Here is an 18,063-nt window from a genome sequence, read left to right on the forward strand (position 1 = left end):
CGGGAACGCAAGAGAAAGTCTTCGAACGGTTCACAGGGCGGGGGCCCACCCGGTCCACAGGGCGGGGGTTCACCGGGTTTCCCCCGCCGACCCGGCGTGGGCGGACGCCCGGGTCAGGGTGCGGGCCGCGTGGCCGAGCAGGATGACGGCACCCAGGCCGCACGCCACGCCCTGGACCGCCGCGGGCCCGATCAGGTCGACCGGCGCGGCCAGGAATCCGCACCCCGGAAGGCGTCCGCCGAACGCACAGGTCAGCGCCAGGGCCTCCAGGGCACAGACGCAGCCGAGCACCAGAGAGGCGGCTGTGCCCCTGCCGTACACGTTCAACAGGCGTACGAGCAGCAGCAGTACGCCCAGGGCGGCGGCGCCGCTCCCGACGGGCTGCCCGAGCACCCGTCCGGCGAGCACGACGAGCCCCACCGCGGCGACGGCGAAAAGCCCGACCACCCCGATGAGCACCGGCCGCATCCCCGCGGCGAACTCCTCCAGGCCCCGGCAGACGGCGAGCCGCCGTCGTCCCCGCAGAGCGAGGAGCCGGGCGCACCAGGCGGCGGGGGCCACCGCGAGGGCAAGTCCCATGAGGGCGGCGGTGTCCAGGTGCCACGGCCCGTCGGGCCCACCGGCGAGCGCACCACGCAGCAGGCCTTCGCCGAGCAGCGCGTACGCCAGGAGCCAGCAGGTGTACGCGCGCGTGCCGCGCTGTACGCGCCCGGCGGGTGTGTACAGCGGGCCGTACCGCAGGGCGAGCCGCAGCGCGGCGGCGACGGCGAGAGCGCCGATGACGAGGGCCGCCAACCGGCCGCGCCCAGCGGTGAGTTCGAGCCCGGCCACGGCTGCCGCGCACACCGCACCCGGCAGCATGGCGACGGCGCCCCAGCCAGCGGGCACCGGGACGGTGACCGCAGGCGGCACGGGCGGTGCCACCACGGACCCGGCCTCGGCGCCGCGCGGCATTCGCGCGTACATCTCCTCGGCGAGCGAGAACACATCCCGGTGCCGGAAGCGGGCCGCGGTCCGGTCGGTCACGCCGTGCGCCTCGAGGCCTGCGGCGATCTCCAGCGGGTCGACGGCCCGTTGGCACAGTTCGCGATGGCGGTGCATCAGGGCCTTGACCGGGTCGACACCGCCGCGCCGCTTGCGGACCTTGCCCGTCGTGGCCGCCGCGGCCGGTCCGGCGGGGGCGGCCGGGGCGGCGGGGGCGGCCGGGGCGGCGGAGAGCAGTTCCTCGGAGCGGGTGTCCCAGCTCCCGGGGCTGACCGGCGTCACCGGCGTATCGGCGGAATCCCAGCGGGTCGTACGCGGCTTGCTCATGCCTCCCCCTCGCTCGCACCGGATCCGACGGCGACCGGCTCGCCCGCGGGCCCCGCGCCACTGCCGTCACCGCTGCCGTCTCCTGCGCCGCCGCCACCGGCACCGTGCCTGCCGTCTCCGGAGGCCCAACTCGGCCCGTCCTTGGCCCCCTTGCGCCCGGCGAGCCACTGTCCGAACCGTGGCGCGGCGCTGCCCGCGCTCTTCGCCGCGGTCCACCGACCGGGCACATGGCTCTCGGCGGGGTTGGCGAAGAGCAGCGGCTCCCCGTCCTCGTCGAGCGCCTCCCTGCGCACCGGACAGTGCGAGACGATCTCCAGGTAGATGCCGTGAAATGCCGCGATGTTCTGTTCCACGGTGAAGAGTTCGAGGGCACGCGCGCGTGCGGCGGCTCCCAGCCGGTCGCGCCGTTCGGGGTCGCGCAGGAGTGCCACGCACGCGTCGGCGAGCGCCCGCGGGTTGCGCGGCGGCACCACGAGCCCCGTACCGCCGATGACTTCGACGACGGCTCCGACATCCGTGGACACGGTGGCGCGCCCGCAGAACATGGCCTCGACCAGGCTGATCGGAAATCCCTCGACGACGCTCGACAGGACCACGACACCGCCCGAGGCGTACGCGTCGGCCAGTTCGGGCACCTCGGGGCTGCCGATCTCCTCGAACGAGACCGGGTTGTCGCCCACGGCGTGCACGTCCTCCGCCTCGTCCGGGAAGAGCTGTGCGGCCAGGGCCCGGCAGTGCGCGAGATACGCGGCGGCCTCGGGCCCCTGCGCGGGCGCTCCCACGATCCGAAGGCGGGCCTTCGGCTCCTCCTTGCGCACCTCGGCGAAGGCGTGCAGGAGCGCGATCAGGTCCTTGGCGGGTTCGATCCGCCCGACCCACACCAGGGTGTCGGGGTCGGCCAGATGCTCCCCGGCCTCGCCCACCTCGGCGAACCGCCCCGCGGCCATGCCTGGGTAGACGGTGCGGAGTTTGGCGCGCTCGGCGCCGCACTTCTCCTGCCAGCGCCGCGCGTGGGTGTTGCCGGGGGTGATGAGGGCGGCCTGCCGGTACACCTCGGTGGCGAGGCGGCCGTGGAAGGCGGCGGCAAGCGCCCGCGCGGGGCCGCTCGCCGGCTCGCTCGCGGTCCCGAGGTAGTGGGCGCGCAGCTGCACGCCGTACTCGGTGACGAGCAGCGGCACCCCGAAGAAGTGCCGGGCGAGCAGGCCGGGCAGCGCGGCGGACCCGCCGGACGCGGCATGGCACAGGTCGACGGCGCCGAGCCCGCCCGACCCGTCCTCACCGTCCTCCTCGTACCAGTCGAGGGAGAGCGGCCGCAGGGCCTGTTCGAGCATGCCCGCCACGGCGAGCAGATCGGGCACCCGGGCCTGGTGGGCGGCGCGCAGGGCTCCGGGCGCACGACAGGCGCGTTCCAGGGCGCGCACGGCCGTCTCGGAGCGCAGCGCGACGGCGAGTCCGCCTTCGTCGCGGGCGAGTTCGGCCAGTCCGTAGAGCGCACTGCCGAAACGGTCCGCCACGTCCTCGGCGCCACCGGCGGGCTCGCCCGCGCACACGGCGGCGGCGAGCTCTTCGAAGTGCTCGGTGAAGCGCCGGCGCTGGCGCCGCCCGTAGCTGACACCGTCGTCGTCGGCGTACCACAGCGGCGCCGTGCGCACCCGCTGGACCTGCGGCGGAAGCTCGATCCAGCCCGCCTGCTCCTGGTGGGCGCTGCGGGCGAGCGCGAAGAGGTCGAACTCGTGCTGCTCCAGGCCGCGCACCAACCGGTCGCACCACAGCCTGGCTTCACCGGTCACATACGGATAGCCACCCTCCGTGAGCAGTCCGATGCGCACGAGTAGACCCCCGATCTCCCATATGGGGGGCCGTCGTTGGTCCGACGGCCCGCAGCGGGAAGAACGTATGCGGATACGCCGGGGGCGCGACGGACGGTTGTCCATCGCACCACCAAAAGGGGTGAACGGCCGTAACTTTCCCGCACAGGTGGCGTTCCGTCGCGCTAGGCGCGCATTCGGTCACGCTCCGCAAAGAGTCGGGTAAGGCTCAATTCCCGGGAAAGGCCCAGGCGTTGGGACGGCACTTGATCCCGTCGTGCTCCAGGAACTTGGTCTGCTGCTGCATGACCGGCGCGAGCGCCCCGTCCTTGCTGCACATCACGTGATTGAACCCGAGCCGGTGGCCGACCTCGTGGTTGATCAGCATCTGCCGGTACGGGTGGATGGCATCGCCGTAGGTCTCGGCGCCCTGCGCCCACCGGAAGGCGTTGATCATCACGCGCTCGGTGGCGGCGGAGTCGCAGGAGACGTTGTCCTGGGTGGTGTCGAGGCCCGACTTGGCGCACCACACCCCGGTCGTGCCGGGGCTGGCGAGGGTGATGACGAAGTCGGGCTTGCCGCTCGATATCCGCTCGAAGGTGCGTCCGCCGCCATGGGCCCAGCTGCGCTCGTCGTTGAGGGTCTTCTGCACGGCCTGCGCGAACAGCTGCCCGTCGAGCCCGAGCCCCTTCTCGACGTCGACGCGGTAGCGGAACTTCTGCCCGCGCCCGGGCGCCTTGTCGAACCCGGCGATGGCCTCGAACTCCCCGCTCGCCTTGGCGTCGGCGGCCAGCGGGTACTTCTCGCCCATCTTCTGGTCGTACGTCAGCGGGGCGGAGCGGCCCTTGGCCGGCCGCTCGGCGGAGCGCGACGCGGAGTCCGCCTGCTCGCGCACCTCGCCATCGGCGTCGGCGGCCCGCGCCTGCGCGTCGCCGCGCGGCCCGTCGGCGACCTGCCCGGCGACGACGACGGCGAGCACGGTGGTCACCGCGGCCGCGGCGATCCCGGTGAAGGTACGGCCCCTGCCGCCCCTGCCGCCCTTGCCGCGCGCCGCCGGCTCGGTCTGCTCGGCGGGGTGCGGTGCTTCGTCGTCATCCGCCCCGGAGTCCCAGGCGGTGACATCGCCATAGGGGTCATCGGGCCGCCGCGGCGGCGCCCCGGCGGCGAACACGTCGTCGTCGTGGTCATCGGTCCCGCCGAAGGCGCCCGCCCCGTCGAAGGACTCGAAGGCGTCGACGTACTCACGGCGCGGCCCGGGAACACGGGGCTGCGCGCCGGTGATCCGAGGCTGCCCGCCGGTGACCCGTGGCTGTGCGCCCGTGTCGAACGAACGCGCACCGGCCGCGGCGGACGGACCCGCACCGGATATCCGCCCCCAGCCGCCGCCGGGTTCGCGGTGCTCGGGATGCGGCCGCGCTCCGGGCGCCGCCGCGGGGGCACCGCTGTGGGCACGCGAAGGCGCCCCCTCGGCCGGGGCGGAAGATCCCCGCCTGCGCCGCCCGGATCCCGGACCTGGCGCCGGCGCGGACTGCGGGGCAACGGGTATGCCCCCCGTATCGGACTTGTCGACGGGCCCCCGCCGTGCGTGACGTCCCACGCGCGCCTCAGCCCCCCGTGCCCAAGTCGTCGGTGTCCGCGAGGAGTTCACGCATCGCCGCCGCCACCGTCTCGGGATACTCCATCATCGCCACATGCCCCGCGTCCGGCAGCGTGACCAGGCGCGAGTCACGGAAGGCACGCGCGGCCCGCTGAGCCATGCGGTACGACACGAGCTGGTCGCGGCCGCCGTAGACGAGCAGGGTCGGTGCGAGCACCCGCTCGGCCTGCCGCCAGAGGCCGTGCTGCCCGCCGAGGGTGTACGCGTCCACGATGCCGCGCGCCGAACGTGCCATCGCGTCCCAGAAATAGGGGAGTTGAAGCCGCCGCTCCATCTCGTGCACCGCGTTGGCCAGGCCCTCGGGCGTGACCTTGGCGGGGTCGCCGTAGCAGAGCGCCATGACGCCGCGCGTGCGCTGCTCCGGTGTCCAGTCCTTGGTGAGCCGGGCGAAGAGCCGCGCGACGCCGGGCAGCGCGAGCAGCCCGGTGGGCACCGCGGTGCGCTGCACCCGCAGCTCCGGGAGCGCCGGCGAGACCAGCGTCAGGGTGCGCACGAGGTCCGGCCGCACGGCCGCCACGCGCGTGGCGACGGCCCCGCCCATGGAGTTGCCGATGAGATGGACGGGGCCGCGGTCACTCGCGTCGAGATGGCGGATGACCGCGCGCGCGTGCCCGGTCAGGGAGTAATTGCCGTCGTCCGGCGGCGGGGAGTCCCCGAAGCCCGGCAGATCGAGGGCCTCGCCGTCCACCGAATCCGCGAGCAGCGGCATCAGGGCCGACCAGTTCTGCGAGGAGCCGCCGAGCCCGTGTACGTAGAGGGCGGGCGGCAGCCCTTCGGTGGTGCCGGGGCGCGAGCGCACCGTCAGCGTCAGGCCCGGCAGGCTCACCGAACGCAGCCGCTCCCCCTCGGCGACCCGGACGGGCAGCGCCTTGGGGGTCACCGCTGTGGCGAGGGCGCCCGGCAGCTCGGTCGAAGACATGCGGCAATGTTACGAGACGATCACGCGTTGGATCACGTGTTCGCGGTCACAGATCCCGGCACCGTCCGCACGTCCATCGCATAGCGCCACGAATGGGTGTCTCCTACGCTCATAAAGAGGGCAGGGAGTCCCCCGTGTGGAGGGCGCTCGCCCAGGAAAGGGGTGTCAGCATGACTGTCGACCCGACCGACCCCGAAACCTTCGACCCGGAAGAGCCCGAAACCGGCCTCGACCAGGAGACCCCCGAGGCCGACGCCGCAGAGCAGCAGACCGATCTGCAGCAGCACCGCGACGAACCGCTCCCCCGTTTCGAGCCCGCGTCGGCCAACCCGGCGGACGTCGCCGAACAGGCCCGGGTAGTGGACCTGGACGAGGACGACTACCGCTGACCTGCGGCACTCCGCGCCCATATCCCGCTATCTCGGCTTTCGCCCGCCAGCGGCCGCGTCCGGTCCGTGAAATTCTCGGTCCGCACCGCGCACACCACGGTTACCGAAAAGTACGATGGCGGCGCGGCAGCACACCGCACACGGAACGGCCCTGAAGAGTTTCAGTCGAGGCCGTGCTCAATGACATGGGAGGCGGCGTGACAGCCATCGAGCAGACAGATGCGGCGCGCCCGCGGGGCACGCGCCTGCCGCGCCGGGCCCGCCGTAATCAACTCCTCGGCGCCGCCCAGGAGGTTTTCGTCGCCCAGGGCTACCACGCGGCGGCCATGGACGACATCGCGGAGCGCGCCGGCGTCAGCAAGCCGGTGCTCTACCAGCACTTCCCGGGCAAGCTCGACCTCTACCTCGCACTGCTCGACCAGCACTGCGAATCCCTGCTGCAGTCGGTCCGTACGGCACTCGCGTCGACCACGGACAACAAGCAGCGGGTGGCGGCCACGATGGACGCGTACTTCGCCTACGTCGAGGACGAGGGCGGCGCCTTCCGCCTGGTCTTCGAGTCCGACCTGACGAACGAACCCGCCGTCCGCGAGCGCGTCGACAAGGTCACCCTGGAGTGCGCACAGGCGATCACCGAGGTGATCGCCGAGGACACCGGCCTGCCCAAGGACGAGTCGATGCTCCTCGGCGTGGGCCTGGGCGGCTTCTCCCAGGTGGTCGCACGTTACTGGCTGGCCAGCGGCAGCAAGGTCGACCGCGACAAGGCGGTCCAGCTCCTGTCGTCCCTCGCCTGGCGCGGTATCGCCGGGTTCCCGCTGCACGGCAGCGAGCACCACTGAAGTCCGGTCCGCCGCGAGTGAGTCTTGTTCGCTGCGAGCGTGCAGCACCGCGGCTTGCCGGTCCCCTCACCGGGCTAATGTGTGCGGAGTACAGCGCGGACGGCCGCGCACATCACTGACCGTCGGAGGGACAAAGCCGTGGAGGTCAAGATCGGCGTGCAGTACGCGCCCCGCGAGATCGTTCTGGAGAGCGGCCAGACCGCCGAGGAAGTCGAGAAGGCGGTGTCCGAGGCGCTGAGCGGCAAGTCTCAGCTGCTCTCCCTCGTGGACGACCACGGCCGCAAGGTCCTGGTACCCGCCGACCGTCTCGCCTACGTCGAGATCGGCGAGCCGACCGCCCGCAAGGTGGGCTTCAGCGCGCTCTAGGCGACCGCAAGCAGAACAAAGGGCGGGGCCCGGTGGACTTGTGCCACCGGGCCCCGCCTTTTGCTGTCCGATTTCGCCGTCCGACCTGCCCCACCCGTCACGACGGAGGCATCAGGAGGATTGCATTCCGGCCACCCCGGGTAAGACCGGCTACGACCGATTTGCACCTAGCCGCGCGGGAGGACACATGATCTTGGAAGCGCTCGGCTCCGCACTGCTCGGTCTGGCCCTGGCCTGGGCCGCGGCCCACCGTCTCGGCCACCGGCTCCCCAACCGCAACCTCGTCCTGGCGACCGGTGTGACGGGCGGCCTGTTCGGCGCGTTCATCACGCACTCGGCGCTCGGCCCCGGCCATGTCCTGGCCACCCTGTTCGGTGCGGTCGTCCTGGCGGCGGCCCTGCTGTCCCTCCTGGTCCGCCCGGAAGGAAGAGTCCGCCGGACGACGTCAACGGCGTAGATGCATGGATGCGCGGATACACGAATGCGCAGATGCATGGATACGGCGTAGACACCGGCGGCTCCGGCGTGGACACGGCATAGCTCAAGCCTCGTGAGGCACCGCCTCAGGCGGCGAGACCGAGCGCCGCCATCCGCTTGGTGTGCGCCTCGGTGATCCGCGAGAACATCCGCCCGACCTCGGCCAGATCGAACCCGTCGGCCACACCCCCGACCAGCATGGTCGACAGGGCGTCCCGGTCGGCCACCACCCGCTGCGACTGCGACAGGGCCTCGCCCATGAGCCGCCGGGCCCACAGCGCGAGCCGTCCGCCCACCCGCGGGTCGGCGTCGATCGCCGCCCGCACCTTCTCCACCGCGAAGCTCGCGTGCCCGGTGTCGTCGAGGACGGCGAGCACCAGCTTGCGGCTGTCGGAGTCGAGCCGGGCCGCGACCTCGCGGTAGAAGTCACTGGCGATGGAGTCGCCGACGTACGCCTTGACCAGTCCTTCGAGCCAGTCGGACGGGGCGGTCTGGCGGTGGAAGCCGTCCAGGGCGGCGACGAACGGGTCCATCGCCTCCGTCGGCTCGGCGCCGATCGCCGAGAGCCGGTCGCGCAGCTGCTCGAAGTGGTGGAATTCGGCCGATGCCATCTTCGCCAGCTCCGCCTTGTCGGCCAGCGTCGGCGCGAGCTTCGCGTCCTCCGCGAGCCGCTCGAACGCCGCGAGCTCGCCGTACGCGAGCGCGCCGAGCAGGTCGACGACCGCCGCGCGGTACTGCGGGTCGGCGGCGGCCCGGTCCCAGTTCTGGGCGGCGATTCCGGTGGGTGCCTCGGCCGTTTCGGCGGTGTCCGTGGCGGTGTCAGGCGTGTCAGGCGTCTCCATGAAGCGCACAATAGCCCGCTCGTGTGGGCAGGGAAGTCCCTGGTCATTCACTGTGACAACGGCTACGTGAGCAATTTGGCCGACACGCCTGCGCATATCCGGGGTACAGTGGTAATGCGCCCGCCGATTCATTCGACGGGCCATCCGAATGAGGATGCCCGGTCGGTGGCCCGATCGGCTCCGACCCGACAGCCCTCCGGGCCGTACGCATCAGTGCGTATGCAGGAGGGGCCCTCAGCGGCGTGACGCTCGAGCGACGGCAGTGGTCCCGTGCCACCCGGCCTCGCGAAACAGCGGCCGGATGCACCCCCCGGCGCGGTCACGACCCCCAGCGTTCGCCTCGCGCCGCGTCTCACAGAAGAGGCAGCACCCTGACTACGTTCCGAGAGCTCGGGATTCTTCCCGAGACCGCCGAAGCCCTTGAGGCCGTCGGCATCACGTCCCCTTTCCCCATCCAGGAGATGACCCTCCCCGTCGCCCTCACCGGCACGGACGTCATCGGCCAGGCCAAGACCGGCACCGGCAAGACGCTGGGCTTCGGCCTTCCGCTCCTTGAGCGCGTCACCGTTCCCGCCGACGTCGAGGCGGGCCGCGCCAAGCCCGAGGAGCTCACCGACGCTCCGCAGGCGCTCGTGGTCGTCCCCACCCGCGAGCTGTGCACCCAGGTCACCAATGACCTGCAGACCGCCGGCAAGGTGCGCAATGTCCGCGTCCTCGCCATATACGGCGGCCGTGCCTACGAACCGCAGGTCGAGGCCCTCAAGAAGGGCGTCGACGTCGTCGTCGGCACCCCGGGCCGCCTCCTCGACCTCGCGGGCCAGAAGAAGCTGAACCTCAAGCACGTGCGCGCCCTCGTTCTCGACGAGGCCGACGAGATGCTCGACCTGGGCTTCCTGCCCGACGTCGAGAAGATCATCAACATGCTGCCGGTGAAGCGTCAGACGATGCTGTTCTCGGCCACCATGCCGGGCGCCGTCATCGGCCTGGCCCGTCGCTATATGTCGCAGCCCACGCACATCCGCGCCACGGCGCCGGACGACGAGGGCCAGACCGTCGCGAACACCGCGCAGCACGTGTACCGCGCGCACTCCATGGACAAGCCCGAGATGGTCTCGCGCATCCTGCAGGCCGAGGGCCGCGGGCTCGCGATGATCTTCTGTCGTACGAAGCGCACGGCGGCCGACATCGCCGAGCAGCTGGAGCGGCGCGGCTTCGCGTCCGGCGCGGTCCACGGCGACCTCGGCCAGGGCGCCCGCGAGCAGGCCCTGCGTGCCTTCCGCAACGGCAAGGTGGACGTCCTCGTCTGCACCGATGTCGCCGCGCGCGGTATCGACGTCGAGGGCGTGACGCATGTCATCAACTACCAGTCGCCCGAAGATGAAAAGACGTATCTGCACCGCATCGGCCGCACCGGCCGCGCGGGCGCCAAGGGCATCGCGATCACCCTCGTCGACTGGGACGACATCCCGCGCTGGCAGCTGATCAACAAGGCGCTCGAGCTGGACTTCAACGACCCGGTCGAGACCTACTCCAGCTCCCCGCACCTTTACGAGGAGCTGAACATCCCGGCCGGCACCAAGGGTGTCCTGCCGCGTGCCGAGCGCACGCGTGCGGGCCTCGGTGCGGAAGAGGTCGAGGACCTCGGCGAGACCGGCGGCCGCGGTGCCCGTGGCGGCGGTCGTGGCCCGCGCCGGGAGGCGGAGGAGGAGCGGCCCAAGCGCACGCGCACCCCGCGCCAGCGCCGCCGCACCCGGGCCGGCGCCCCGGCGGACGACACGGCCACGAAGGCCGTGGAGACCGCGGAGTCCGCACCGGCGTCCAGCGACGCCGAGACCGCCGACAAGCCGCGCACCCCGCGCCGTCGCCGTCGCACCCGCGTCGACGCCGCCCCGGCGGCCGCCGCTGCCGGTGAGCAGGCCGAGGCCGCTGTGGCGACCGCCGAGGGCGAGACCGTGGAGGCCGAGCCGAAGCCGCGCCGCCGCCGCACCCGCAAGACCGCGGAGACCGCTGCGGAGACCGTGGAGGCCGCCGCGACCACGGAGGCTCCCGCCGCCGAGGCCAAGCCGCGCCGCCGCACCCGCAAGACCGCGGAGGCGCCGGTCGTCGAGGCCGCCGCTCCGGAGGCCGAGGCGGAGGCCAAGCCGCGCCGCCGCACCCGCAAGACCGCGGAGGCGCCGGTCGTCGAGGCCACGGAGGCTCCTGCCGCCGAGGCCGAGGCCAAGCCGCGCCGCCGTCGCACCCGTGCGGCGAAGCCCGCGGTCGAGTCGACCGAGGCCTGACGCCACACCGCACCCCCTGCTGGCCCGGTTCCGTTCACGGAGCCGGGCCATCGGTGTTCCCTCCCCGGTGCCCCCCCCTCAGGCGCACCGGTTCGGCTCCGGTGGGCCCGGCTAATCTCGTCCCATGAGCAGGCCGCCCACCTTCATTCCCCCGCCCGGCACGAGGTCGTATCCGCTGGCCACTCCTCGCGGGGAGTTCGCCGTACTCGACACGCCCTCCACCGCGCCCGCCCAGAAGGGCACCGTCCTCCTCCTGCCCGGCTTCACCGGCAGCAAGGAGGACTTCATCGCGCTGCTGCCCGCCATCGCCGCGGCGGGCTACCGCGCCGTCGCCGTCGACGGCCGTGGGCAGTACGAGTCGGCCGGGCCTCGCGACGACCAGTCGGCTTACGCCCAGGCCGAGTTGGCGCAGGACGTGCTCGCCCAAGCCGCCGCACTCGGCGGGCGGGTGCACCTCGTGGGCCACTCACTGGGCGGGCAGATCGCCCGCGCCGCCGTACTCCTCGACCCCGCGCCCTTCGCCTCGCTGACCCTGATGGCGTCCGGGCCCGCCCAGATCTCCGCTTCCCAGCAGGAACGCGTGAAACTGCTGCAGGACGCGCTCGCCGTCCTCGACATGGCGCAGGTCTGGGAGGCGATCCAGGCGCTCGAACCGCCCGAGGAGACCGACACCGACGGCGGCGACCCCGCCCTGCGGGCCCGCTGGCTGCGTCACAGCCCGGCCCAACTGACCGCCACAGGGCGGCTGTTGATGACGGAGCCGGACCGTGTCGACGAACTCGTCGCGCTCGGCCTGCGCACGCATGTGCTCTCGGGCGAGCGGGACGACACCTGGCCGGTGCCGCTGCTCGACGAGATGGCCGGGCGGCTGTCCGCGCGGCGCTCGGTGATCGAGGGTGCCGAGCACTCCCCCAACACCGACCGCCCGGAGGCGACGGCCGCGGCCCTGATCTCCTTCTGGGACTCCCTCGCCCCCGACGCCGCACCCGACCCGGGTCACGGTTCGTGACGCGCGCTCGACCTGACTCAGCACTGCGCCCGCAGGTGGCCCTGACCTGGCTCAGCACTGCGCCCGCAGGTGGCCCTGACCTGGCTCAGCGCTGCGTCTGGTTAGTACTGGGGCTGCAGGTGGTCCTGACCCAGGTCAGTACTGGGTCTGCAGGTGGTCCCAGAATCCGTCGCGCAGGGCCCGGCGCAGATCCGCCTGCCCGCGCAGCGAGTACTGCAGCAGCCGCTCCGCCTCGACGAGCAATTCCTGGTCCACGGAGCCCGGCAGGTAGGGGTGCCCGGGAAGCAGCTCGACCAGGGCCTCGCGCCCCCGCGCCGCCAGCCAGGTCGCGGCGATCTGCGCGCCGACGAAGCGCACCTGGTCGCGGCCCGGCCTGGGGGCCGAGGCGTCCGGGGCGGTGACGGTGCGGCGGCTGACGTACGGCTTGAAGAAGTCGAGCTCGAAGGTGCGCTGGCTGTCGACCTCCCAGAGCAGCGGCTCCGCCTGGTTGCGGCCCTCGGCGGCCTCGATACCCCACAGGTGCACCCGCGCGCCGTAGCCCTGCGCGGCCTCGACGGCGGAGACCAGGTCCTCGTCCCCGCCGATCAGGGCCGCGTCGCTGATGGCACGGTGCCGGGCGAGGGACTCCAGGTCGGTACGGATCAGGGAGTCGACGCCCTTCTGCTGGTTGTTGGCGTTGAGGTTGCCGAGGCGGACCTTGACGTCGGGCAGCTCGGCGATGGACTGCTGCTCCAGGGTGTGGATACGGCGCCGGGCGCCGTCGTACCAGTAGACGCGCAGCAGGCGGCTGTCCGCGAAGATCGTGCGGGCCTTGTCGATGAGGGCGTCGATCAGGCCCTCGGCATCGAGGTCGAAGGCCCTGCGGTCCTCCGTGCCCGCCACCAGACGGCCCGCCGCGGCGTACAGATATCCGGCGTCGACGAAGATCGCGTGGGTCGACGGGGTCTTCGCCACCTCGGCGAGCATGCGGTGCAGCAGCTCGTTGGTGCGGTCGATACGGGCGCCGAGCTCCATGAACGAGTGGCCGTCCGCCTGGTCTTGGTTCATATGCCGCCCATTCTCCGGCCGGTCACGCAGCGAACACAAGCGGTCGCACTACCCACGGTAGTTAGGTCTGCGAAAAATTTCTTTAGCGTAGGGAATGTTTGTAGGGTGCAAGTCGTTGGACCCTATGGAAGGCGGGCACTCGTGTACCGCAACCCACTCTTAACGGCCGGGCAATCGCCCTGCCGCAGAGCAGGACAAGACTGACATCAGTCTCATCCCGCACCAGAGTTCTCCTTCAGGAGGATCACCAGACGAAGGGAGAAGCCATATGCGCTTCGAGATCATGCGCCTGGACGACGTCGACGGCTCCGCCGTGGACAGCACCGTCGTGGACGCCGCCTCCGTCAACCGGATCGTGCAGCAGGCCGCCGCAATCGGCCAGCGCATCCTGATCCGCCCGGCAGACAGTGCGGCTTCGTAACGCCGCCGACGTACGCAGCGCGGCTCCGTAACGCCGCAGCAGCTTCGAAGGGCCCCCGCGCGAACCGCGCGGGGGCCCTTCGCGTACCACGGCCCGGAACCGGACACCGGGGCCCGGCGGCGCTCAGGCGCCCTGGATCACCTGCGTGACGCCGTTGATGATCTGCTGCACCGCGATGGCGGAGAGCATCATGCCCGCGAGCCGGGTCACGAGCACCACACCGCCGTCCTTGATCACGCGAATGATCACCAGCGAGTACCGCATGACCAGCCACAGCACCACATGCATGGCCACGATCGCGCTCCATACGGACAGCTGACCGCCGAACCCGTCGGCGTCCTGCACCGCGAGGATCACCGAGACGATCGCGCCGGGGCCGGCGAGCAGCGGCATGCCGAGCGGTACGAGGGCCACGTTCACGTCCTTCGTCTGCTTCGGCTCGTCGGTCTTGCCGGTGAGCAGATCGAGCGCGATCAGCAGAAGCAGCAGTCCGCCCGCGATCATCAGCGCGGGCACGGACACATGCAGATAGTCCAGGATCTGGTGGCCGAGGACCCCGAAAACGGCGATCACGCCGAAGGCCACGCACACCGCCTGGAAGGCCATCCTGCGCTGCACCTTGGCGGGGCGGCCCGCGGTGAGGCCGAGGAAGATCGGGGTGATCCCAGGGGGATCCATGATCACAAAAAGGGTGAGAAAGAGGGAGCCGAAGACGGCGACGTCGAACACAGTGAGCCTTGCCGAGAAGTGAAGCGGTGAAGTGGAGCGGAGAAGTCGAGCGGTGAAGCGGAGCAGAGAGACGAACTGGTGCAGCCGGGGCGGGAGTCGACCGCTCCGCGGCGAGCCAGAAGCTAGGCGCCCGCTCCCCCGGCGCCCGGCACCGGGAACGCACCGGTCGCACGGCGGGTGATCTCGCCGTAGATCTCGGGGTCCGTGGTGAACTCCCCGAGGACGCAGGTCTTGCGGCTGCCGTGGTAGTCGCTGGAGCCGGTGGCGAGCAGTCCGAGGTCGGCGGCGAGTCCGCGCAGCCGCGCCCGCGTCGCCGGTTCGTGGTCCATGTGGTCGGCCTCGATGCCGTCGAGACCCGCGGCGGCGAGCGCCGCTATCGCGGACTCGGGCACGACCTGGCCGCGCTTGACGGCGAGGGGATGCGCGAAGACGGTGACCCCGCCGGCGGCCTTGACCAGGCGGATCGCGTCGAAGGGGTCGAGTTCGTGCTTCTCCACATAGGCCCGGCCGTCGTTGGCGAGCCAGTCGGAGGTGAAGGCGTCGGAGACGGTGGGTACGACGCCGAGTTCGACGAGCGCCTCGGCGATGTGCGGGCGGCCCACCGAGCCGTCGCCCGCGATCCGCGCGACCTGCTCCCAGGTGACCGGAACGCCGATCTCCCGCAGCTTGGCGACCATGCCCTTGGCCCGCGGCACCCGGTCGTCGCGCACCAGCTCGCGCTCACGGAGCAGCTCCGGCTCCTCGGCGTCGAAGAGATACGCCAGCATGTGCAGCGGCGTGCCGTCGAGGCGGCAGGAGAGCTCGGCGCCGGTGACGAGGGTGAGTCCCGTGGGCAGCTGAGCCAGTGCGGCGGCCGCTTCGGCGTGGCCGCGGGTGGTGTCGTGATCGGTGAGCGCCACGACGTCGAGTCCGGCGGCGGCCGCGTTACGGACGAGCTCGGCCGGGGTGTCCGTGCCGTCGGAAGCGGTGGAGTGGGTGTGCAGGTCGATGCGCACGACGCGTACTCCAGGCTCGGACTCGGACGGACAGCCGGCAGTCGTCGGACGACAGGCGACAGACGGCGGACGACAGCAGGGGACGCTCAAGGATAACGGTCCGGCCCACCGGCCACGGCAGCCGCCTCAGCCCCCCGACGCCGACCGCCTCGACCCGGGCGGTCAGCACTCGGACCAGTCAGCACTCGGACAGTCAGCACTCGGACAGTCAGCACTCGGACAGTCAGCACTCGAGGAGCCGCGGCGACAGCGCCCCGCACGGCAGCAGCTCCACCTCGGCGCCCGCGTCCCGCAGATCCGTGAGGACCAGCTCGTCGTACATCAGGAGTCCCGACTGCTCGGGCCAGACCACGGCCCACAGCCACAGTCCGCGCGCCTCGCCCGCGAAGACGGCGCGGTCGTCGGGGGTGCCCGCCACATGCCAGAGCGGTGTCGGCCGCCCGGCCGCGAGCACCTTGGCCTGCGGCGGCTTCTCCACGCCGATGAAAGGGCCGGGGTCGGGACCGTCGATGCCCGCGTACCGCGCCCCGAGACCGACGCCGAGTTCCTCGGCGACGAGCACCAACTCGCCTATGCCGCCGAGCGGTCCGGGGCCCGAGCAGGCCACCGCCGTCGCCCGGCCGCCGTTGCGGTCGTCGCCCGCGCAGGCCACTCCGGTGAACAGCCAGCCGACGGGCAGCGGCCACGGCATCCACACCGGCACATGGCTGCGGTGCACCACGACTCCGAGCGCCTCGACGCTCGGCGGGATCACAGGCTGCAGCGGATGAACGGTCCCGTGGAGATCGCACTGCCACGAATCGGCGAAGAGACCGGGAGCCCTGACCCGGCCACCGCACTTCGGGCAACTGGGTTCGCCCCTCATAGCGCCCCACGGTCCTCCGCAGCCGACGCCGCGTCAAGGACGATCACCCGTGCGGAGTGCCCGCCACCAGGGAAAATTAAGTGTAGGTTGCATTAATTAGCACGTCTAACTTATTGTGTGCATAGCTCAACCAATCGGACCCCCTAGCGGAAGCAGTGAAGGAGCGGGCATGCACAGCAGCAACGGCGGCCCAACCGAGGAAGATCCATTCGATGCGGGCGCGGGCGGCATCCTGCGCCAGCCCAAGGCGGTGTGGGCGACGGCCGGCGCCTCCGTCGTCGCGTTCATGGGCATCGGGCTCGTCGACCCGATCCTGCCGTCGATCGCCAAGGGGCTCGAGGCCACACCGAGTCAGGTCTCGCTCCTGTTCACCTCGTACTTCCTGATCACAGCGGTCGCCATGCTGGTGACCGGCTTCGTCTCCAGCCGGATCGGCGGCAAGAAGACACTGCTCGCCGGGCTCGCGCTCGTCGTGCTCTTCGCCGCCCTGTCCGGTACGTCGGGCTCGGTGGGCGAACTCGTCGGGTTCCGGGCCGGCTGGGGCCTCGGCAACGCGCTGTTCGTATCGACCTCGCTTGCCGTCATCGTCGGCGCCGCCGCGGGAGGCAGCGCCGCGGCGATCCTGCTCTACGAGTCGGCGCTCGGGCTCGGCATGGCCTGCGGGCCGCTGCTCGGCGCGGTGCTCGGCGACGCCAGCTGGCGCTACCCCTTCTTCGGCACCGCGGCCCTGATGGCCATCGGGTTCATCGCCATCACCGTGCTCCTGAAGGAGCAGCCGAAGCCGGCCCGCAAGACCTCACTGCTCGATCCGATCAGGGCGCTCGGCCACGGCGGTCTCGCCTCGGCGGCGGCGTCGGCGTTCTTCTACAACTACGCCTTCTTCACCGTCCTGGCCTTCACACCCTTCGTACTGAACATGACCCCGTACAAGTCGGGTGCCGTCTTCTTCGCCTGGGGCGTGCTGCTCGCGGTGTTCTCGGTGCTCGTCGCGCCGCGGCTGCAGCGGCGGTTCGGCTCGCTGAAGGTGCTCGGCGGCTCGCTCGTCCTGCTCGCCGCCGACCTGGTGGTACTCGGCTACGGCAACCACGCGGCGGCCGTCGCCGGCACGGTCGTGTCGGGCGCCTTCATCGGGCTCAACAACACCGTCTTCACCGAGCTCGCGCTCGGCGTCTCGGACGCGCCCCGGCCGGTGGCCAGCGCGGGCTACAACTTCGTGCGCTGGTTCGCCGCGGCCGCCGCGCCCTACCTCGCACCGAAGATCGAGGAGTGGAGCGATATCCACATGCCGTTCGTGGTCGCGGCCGTGGCCGCCGTGATCGGCGCCGTCATCGTGTGGGTACGCCGGACCTCGCTGCGGCACGAGGCCGAGGAACTGGAGCCCAGGCACCGCACCGAGGACGGCGTGGCGGTCTTCGCCAACTGAGCGCTCCGCGGGAAGTCCGGCCCCCTTGGGGCACGGCCGAACCGCAACGGACCGTCAGTCCAGGGACACGGACCTGCGCAGCGGATCGCGCAGGTCCGTTCCGCTGCTCAGCCAGCGCTCCCGCAGCTCGGCCGCACCGTGCACCCGCTTCCACGCCGCCTCGTTGGGCGTCATGGGCAGCAGCGGCAGAAAGCGCACCGGCTCCATCGGGGCGTCCAGTTCCAGGTCCTCGACCAGGCCTCCCGGCTCGGCCACCAGGACCGAGGTGAACTGCGCGCCCGGCCACAGTGGTTCGCCCACGTCGAGCGAGGCGCCGGGCGCCACGACCACGCCCTCCACCTGGGGCGAGGCGGCGAGGACCGCGAGCGGGCGGAGCACCTTGTCGGTGTCGGCGAGACCCGCGCGCACCGAAAGGACGAGCTCCGCGCGGGGGCCGCTCACCGGATCGGCGAGGGCCGCGGTCGGGTCGGTCATGGGAGCGGCGGACATACCGAGCGTGGCGTAACGGGCGATGTCCCCGTCCGGGAAGCGCAGCACCTCGATCCGGTCCGTCCCGAGAAACGTCACCGCCGCCCGCGCGTCCGGTTCGCCGAGCGCCGTACGCAGCCTGGCTTCGACCAGGGCAAGAACATCAACCATGCCGCGAGCATAGAACTCGTAGAGAACCGGCAAAGTGAGGGCTTGACA

The 18,063-nt window shown here is 71.8% G+C and carries 18 protein-coding genes; 8 read left to right on the forward strand and 10 right to left on the reverse strand.

Going from position 1 to position 18,063, the window contains the following annotated elements:
* Nucleotides 1–69: 69 nt before the first annotated feature.
* From ACFQVC_RS12270 to ACFQVC_RS12285, 4 genes are all read right to left on the reverse strand, one after another.
* Nucleotides 70–1,311, reverse strand: a complete 1,242-nt coding sequence (locus ACFQVC_RS12270; RefSeq protein ID WP_381829999.1) for a hypothetical protein — start codon at nt 1,309–1,311, stop codon at nt 70–72.
* Complete coding sequence (locus ACFQVC_RS12275; protein ID WP_381830001.1) at nt 1,308–3,140, reverse strand: DUF3492 domain-containing protein; 1,833 nt, start codon at nt 3,138–3,140, stop codon at nt 1,308–1,310. Before ACFQVC_RS12275 ends, ACFQVC_RS12270 begins: the two co-directional genes overlap by 4 nt.
* Nucleotides 3,141–3,348: 208 nt before the next feature.
* The gene (locus ACFQVC_RS12280; protein ID WP_417851978.1) at nt 3,349–4,665 is read right to left on the reverse strand and encodes a DUF3152 domain-containing protein; all 1,317 of its coding nucleotides are present in this window, start codon (nt 4,663–4,665) and stop codon (nt 3,349–3,351) included.
* A 58-nt stretch (nt 4,666–4,723) separates the two neighbouring features.
* Nucleotides 4,724–5,695 carry an alpha/beta fold hydrolase gene (locus ACFQVC_RS12285; protein ID WP_381830005.1) on the reverse strand — a complete coding sequence of 324 codons (972 nt, stop codon included), beginning with the start codon at nt 5,693–5,695 and terminating at the stop codon, nt 4,724–4,726.
* Between the two features lie 170 nt (nt 5,696–5,865).
* Here ACFQVC_RS12285 and ACFQVC_RS12290 point away from each other — a divergent pair, with 170 nt between their 5' ends.
* The 4 genes from ACFQVC_RS12290 to ACFQVC_RS12305 all read left to right on the forward strand — a co-directional run bounded on the left by ACFQVC_RS12290 (nt 5,866) and on the right by ACFQVC_RS12305 (nt 7,746).
* Entirely contained in the window at nt 5,866–6,084 is a 219-nt protein-coding gene (locus ACFQVC_RS12290; RefSeq protein ID WP_381830007.1) for a hypothetical protein, read from the forward strand.
* Between the two features lie 197 nt (nt 6,085–6,281).
* Nucleotides 6,282–6,923, forward strand: coding sequence for a TetR/AcrR family transcriptional regulator (locus ACFQVC_RS12295; RefSeq protein WP_381830009.1), 642 nt, complete (start codon nt 6,282–6,284; stop codon nt 6,921–6,923).
* 138 nt (nt 6,924–7,061) lie between these two features.
* The gene (locus tag ACFQVC_RS12300) at nt 7,062–7,289 is read left to right on the forward strand and encodes a DUF3107 domain-containing protein (protein ID WP_381830011.1); all 228 of its coding nucleotides are present in this window, start codon (nt 7,062–7,064) and stop codon (nt 7,287–7,289) included.
* Nucleotides 7,290–7,476: 187 nt separating this feature from the next.
* Nucleotides 7,477–7,746: a hypothetical protein gene (locus ACFQVC_RS12305; RefSeq protein ID WP_381830013.1), complete on the forward strand. Its 270-nt coding sequence runs from the start codon at nt 7,477–7,479 to the stop codon at nt 7,744–7,746.
* Nucleotides 7,747–7,852: 106 nt separating this feature from the next.
* Here the strand turns inward: ACFQVC_RS12305 and ACFQVC_RS12310 are convergent, their stop codons facing one another.
* A complete protein-coding gene (locus ACFQVC_RS12310; protein ID WP_381830015.1) occupies nt 7,853–8,617 on the reverse strand; it encodes a ferritin-like fold-containing protein in 765 nt (254 codons plus the stop codon).
* Nucleotides 8,618–9,069: 452 nt separating this feature from the next.
* Here ACFQVC_RS12310 and ACFQVC_RS12315 point away from each other — a divergent pair, with 452 nt between their 5' ends.
* Nucleotides 9,070–10,887 carry a DEAD/DEAH box helicase gene (locus ACFQVC_RS12315; RefSeq protein ID WP_381830017.1) on the forward strand — a complete coding sequence of 606 codons (1,818 nt, stop codon included), beginning with the start codon at nt 9,070–9,072 and terminating at the stop codon, nt 10,885–10,887.
* Nucleotides 10,888–11,011: 124 nt separating this feature from the next.
* Complete coding sequence (locus ACFQVC_RS12320) at nt 11,012–11,896, forward strand: alpha/beta fold hydrolase (protein WP_381830019.1); 885 nt, start codon at nt 11,012–11,014, stop codon at nt 11,894–11,896.
* 135 nt (nt 11,897–12,031) lie between these two features.
* On the opposite strand, the gene ACFQVC_RS12325 is transcribed toward ACFQVC_RS12320, so the two are convergent.
* Nucleotides 12,032–12,943: an NYN domain-containing protein gene (locus ACFQVC_RS12325; protein ID WP_381830021.1), complete on the reverse strand. Its 912-nt coding sequence runs from the start codon at nt 12,941–12,943 to the stop codon at nt 12,032–12,034.
* A gap of 268 nt (nt 12,944–13,211) precedes the next feature.
* Between ACFQVC_RS12325 and ACFQVC_RS12330 the strand changes: the two genes are divergently transcribed.
* The gene (locus ACFQVC_RS12330) at nt 13,212–13,364 is read left to right on the forward strand and encodes a hypothetical protein (protein ID WP_381830023.1); all 153 of its coding nucleotides are present in this window, start codon (nt 13,212–13,214) and stop codon (nt 13,362–13,364) included.
* Nucleotides 13,365–13,487: 123 nt separating this feature from the next.
* Here the strand turns inward: ACFQVC_RS12330 and ACFQVC_RS12335 are convergent, their stop codons facing one another.
* The 3 genes from ACFQVC_RS12335 to ACFQVC_RS12345 form a co-directional block, all read right to left on the reverse strand.
* On the reverse strand, nt 13,488–14,093 hold the full coding sequence (locus ACFQVC_RS12335) for a MarC family protein (RefSeq protein ID WP_381830025.1): 606 nt from the start codon (nt 14,091–14,093) through the stop codon (nt 13,488–13,490).
* Between the two features lie 122 nt (nt 14,094–14,215).
* Nucleotides 14,216–15,088, reverse strand: coding sequence for a PHP domain-containing protein (locus tag ACFQVC_RS12340; protein ID WP_381830027.1), 873 nt, complete (start codon nt 15,086–15,088; stop codon nt 14,216–14,218).
* Nucleotides 15,089–15,311: 223 nt separating this feature from the next.
* Complete coding sequence (locus ACFQVC_RS12345; RefSeq protein WP_381830029.1) at nt 15,312–15,953, reverse strand: DUF6758 family protein; 642 nt, start codon at nt 15,951–15,953, stop codon at nt 15,312–15,314.
* Nucleotides 15,954–16,122: 169 nt separating this feature from the next.
* Here ACFQVC_RS12345 and ACFQVC_RS12350 point away from each other — a divergent pair, with 169 nt between their 5' ends.
* A complete protein-coding gene (locus ACFQVC_RS12350) occupies nt 16,123–17,376 on the forward strand; it encodes an MFS transporter (RefSeq protein ID WP_381830031.1) in 1,254 nt (417 codons plus the stop codon).
* A 54-nt stretch (nt 17,377–17,430) separates the two neighbouring features.
* Here the strand turns inward: ACFQVC_RS12350 and ACFQVC_RS12355 are convergent, their stop codons facing one another.
* Entirely contained in the window at nt 17,431–18,015 is a 585-nt protein-coding gene (locus ACFQVC_RS12355; protein WP_381830033.1) for a suppressor of fused domain protein, read from the reverse strand.
* Nucleotides 18,016–18,063 lie beyond the last annotated feature (48 nt).

Origin of the sequence: Streptomyces monticola, from assembly GCF_042665355.1 — a bacterium.
Taxonomy (GTDB): domain Bacteria; phylum Actinomycetota; class Actinomycetes; order Streptomycetales; family Streptomycetaceae; genus Streptomyces; species Streptomyces monticola.

Coding starts and splice junctions, on each gene's coding strand:
- ACFQVC_RS12350 (WP_381830031.1), top strand. CDS start 16,123: ATGCACAGCAGCAACGGCGGCCCAACCGAGGAAGATCCATTCGATGCG.
- ACFQVC_RS12325 (WP_381830021.1), bottom strand. CDS start 12,943: ATGAACCAAGACCAGGCGGACGGCCACTCGTTCATGGAGCTCGGCGCC.
- ACFQVC_RS12355 (WP_381830033.1), bottom strand. CDS start 18,015: ATGGTTGATGTTCTTGCCCTGGTCGAAGCCAGGCTGCGTACGGCGCTC.
- ACFQVC_RS12315 (WP_381830017.1), top strand. CDS start 9,070: ATGACCCTCCCCGTCGCCCTCACCGGCACGGACGTCATCGGCCAGGCC.
- ACFQVC_RS12290 (WP_381830007.1), top strand. CDS start 5,866: ATGACTGTCGACCCGACCGACCCCGAAACCTTCGACCCGGAAGAGCCC.
- ACFQVC_RS12285 (WP_381830005.1), bottom strand. CDS start 5,695: ATGTCTTCGACCGAGCTGCCGGGCGCCCTCGCCACAGCGGTGACCCCC.
- ACFQVC_RS12270 (WP_381829999.1), bottom strand. CDS start 1,311: ATGAGCAAGCCGCGTACGACCCGCTGGGATTCCGCCGATACGCCGGTG.
- ACFQVC_RS12330 (WP_381830023.1), top strand. CDS start 13,212: ATGCGCTTCGAGATCATGCGCCTGGACGACGTCGACGGCTCCGCCGTG.
- ACFQVC_RS12320 (WP_381830019.1), top strand. CDS start 11,012: ATGAGCAGGCCGCCCACCTTCATTCCCCCGCCCGGCACGAGGTCGTAT.
- ACFQVC_RS12345 (WP_381830029.1), bottom strand. CDS start 15,953: ATGAGGGGCGAACCCAGTTGCCCGAAGTGCGGTGGCCGGGTCAGGGCT.
- ACFQVC_RS12305 (WP_381830013.1), top strand. CDS start 7,477: ATGATCTTGGAAGCGCTCGGCTCCGCACTGCTCGGTCTGGCCCTGGCC.